The following is a 2,252-nucleotide window of genomic DNA, read 5'->3' on the forward strand; positions in this document are numbered from 1 at the left end:
AGCGAGAAATCGCTTGACCTTTTTTACTTACAGAAGCAGCAAGTCTTTCCTGGTCTTGGTGAAGGGGTGGAAGCCTTCTTCGCCAAGATACCCGCAGTCTTCTATTCTGACGCCGCCGACGCCTGGCAGATAAATGCCCGGCTCAATTGAAAAGCACATCCCTGCTTCCAGCTTTTGCTCGCTTCCCGGCTCCAGATTTACCGGCTCATGAACCTGCATCCCAATCCCGTGACCCAAGCGGTGGGTAAAGTACTGCCCATAGCCCGCTTGCTCAATAACCCCGCGGGCCACCTGGTCAAGCTCGCCTGCCGTCATCCCTGGTTTGGCTGCCTTAGCCGCCGTTTCCTGGGCTAAGCGAACCGTTTCATAGATCTTCCGCTTTGCCGGGCTGATTTCGCCCAGGGCCACCGTCCGGCTGACATCAGAAGCGTAGCCATCCTTCATGACCCCCAGGTCAAAAATCACCATGTCCCCAGCCTGAATTCCCTTTTGGCCGGGCAGGCTGCTGACGCTGGCCGCGCTTTCCCCGGCCTGGACGATCAAGGGAAAGCTCAAGTCGCCTACTTTTCTTTTCTTCAGCTGGTAGTCCAGTTCAAGGGCCAGCTCGCTTTCGCTCATCCCCTGCCCCTCTTTTAAAAGGGCAAAAGCCAATGCCAATGCCAGGTCAGCCTGCCGGCCCGCTGCCTGCAGCTTCTCAATTTCAGCCGGCGACTTGATCATCCGCTGGCCGGCCAGCCAAGGGGAGATATCCGCTTCCAGATTTGCTTTTGGAAAAACTTCCTTAATGGCCCGGTAATGGCCAAGCGATACCGCCCGGGCTTCTAATGCCCAAACTTCTTTTGGCCAGGCAGGCATTTTTTCTTTGGCCTTCTCCCAAGGGTTCTCCCCGTCTTGGTAAAAGCAGGCCCGGTCCGCCCAAGCAGTCTGAGCGACTTCTCCTTCATTGATGGCCGGCGCCAGCAAAAGGGCCTGGCCTGTTCTGGATACCAGCAGGGCAAAGACCCGCTCCTCTGTCCAGCTGCTGTAGCCAGTAAGGTAGGCAATGTCCACCGGGTCTGCCACATAGGCCAGGTCAATATTCTCTTCATCCAGGTAGGCCGTTAGGGCACTCAGATGGTCTTGCCAGATTAATTTTCTTTCTTCTTTCATGCTTTTTCACTCCTAAAAAAACGCTTTCGGTTCATTTTAATATTTCTTTCCTTTTTGTAGGATATTTTTAATCTTTTGTCTAGGCAGGGGCCGACAATTGTTATATAATTTCTATCAAATTCAAAGGCCAGTCTATCAATTTTATTCTTGGCTTTCGGATTTTGGGTAAACAAACTTTTGCATTTTTCATAAGCACTGGCTTATTAGAAAGGATAACACAAATGAGCAATAACCCTCCAAATCAGATTAAGCGCGTCAGGCTTTCCATCAGCCTCTACCTCAACTACGTCGCCCATGGCTTTGGCCTCTTGATCCTGTCTCAGAACATGACCGCCTTGGGGCAGAGCTGGCACGCTCCTTTAAAAATCGTTTCTTTCGTGATTTCCGGCATCGGCATTGGCCGCCTTTTAGCCTACCTCATCACTGGTTATCTTGCTGATAAGTTCAGCCGCAAATTCTTTGTTTACCTGGGCATGGCCTGCTATCTGACTTTTGCCCTGGCTACCCCCTTTGCCAAAAACGTCTACTTTGCCTACTTCTTAGCCGTCCTGGCCGGAATCGCCAACTCGGCCTTGGACGCGGGCACCTACACTACTTTCGCTGAAATGGGCAGCCAAAAGAGCAACATCCTGCTCAAGGCAGCGGTCTCTTTAGGCGAATTCATCCTGCCCATCGAAGTTGCCAGCTTAAACGGCCGCTGGTTTGGGATCAGCTTCATGACCATGGCGGCCATCCTGCTTGTCAACGCCCTCTTGCTGGCCCCGCTCAAGTTCCCGGCTCCCCAGCAAAAAAATGCTGCAGTGTCTGCCGGCCAGCAGCAGGTATCTAAAAAGAAGCTCCTAGCCACGGTCTGCTTCGTTTTATACGGCTACGCCTCCATGGCCCTCATGATCTGGTTCACCCAGTGGGTCACCATGTTTGGGCAAAAGCAGGGCTTCTCGCTTGCCAGCAGCCACCTTTTCCTGTCCTTGTACAGCATCGGCTCCATCACCGGCGTCTTCTGCCTCTTTGCCATTTTGGGCAAAGTCTCCGGCCAAAGGCTCCTGATCTTCATGAACCTGGCCGCCAGCAGCGCGATCGCCGTCATGCTGGTCAGCCAGACA

General features: G+C 53.1%; 2 protein-coding genes. One reads left to right on the forward strand and one right to left on the reverse strand.

Annotated elements, in window-relative coordinates; all coding sequences use genetic code 11:
- Positions 1-27: 27 nt before the first annotated feature.
- A complete protein-coding gene (locus tag lacNas_RS11205; RefSeq protein ID WP_201331984.1) occupies positions 28-1,149 on the reverse strand; it encodes an aminopeptidase P family protein in 1,122 nt (373 codons plus the stop codon).
- A 221-nt stretch (positions 1,150-1,370) separates the two neighbouring features.
- Here lacNas_RS11205 and lacNas_RS11210 point away from each other — a divergent pair.
- A partial coding sequence (locus lacNas_RS11210; protein WP_201346874.1) for an MFS transporter occupies positions 1,371-2,252 on the forward strand: 882 nt, incomplete at its 3' end.

Source organism: Lactobacillus nasalidis (assembly GCF_016587775.1).
Lineage (GTDB): Bacteria > Bacillota > Bacilli > Lactobacillales > Lactobacillaceae > Lactobacillus > Lactobacillus nasalidis.

Excerpts from the sequence above, each read along its gene's own strand:
- lacNas_RS11205 (WP_201331984.1), bottom strand. The coding sequence starts at position 1,149 with ATGAAAGAAGAAAGAAAATTAATCTGGCAAGACCATCTGAGTGCCCTA.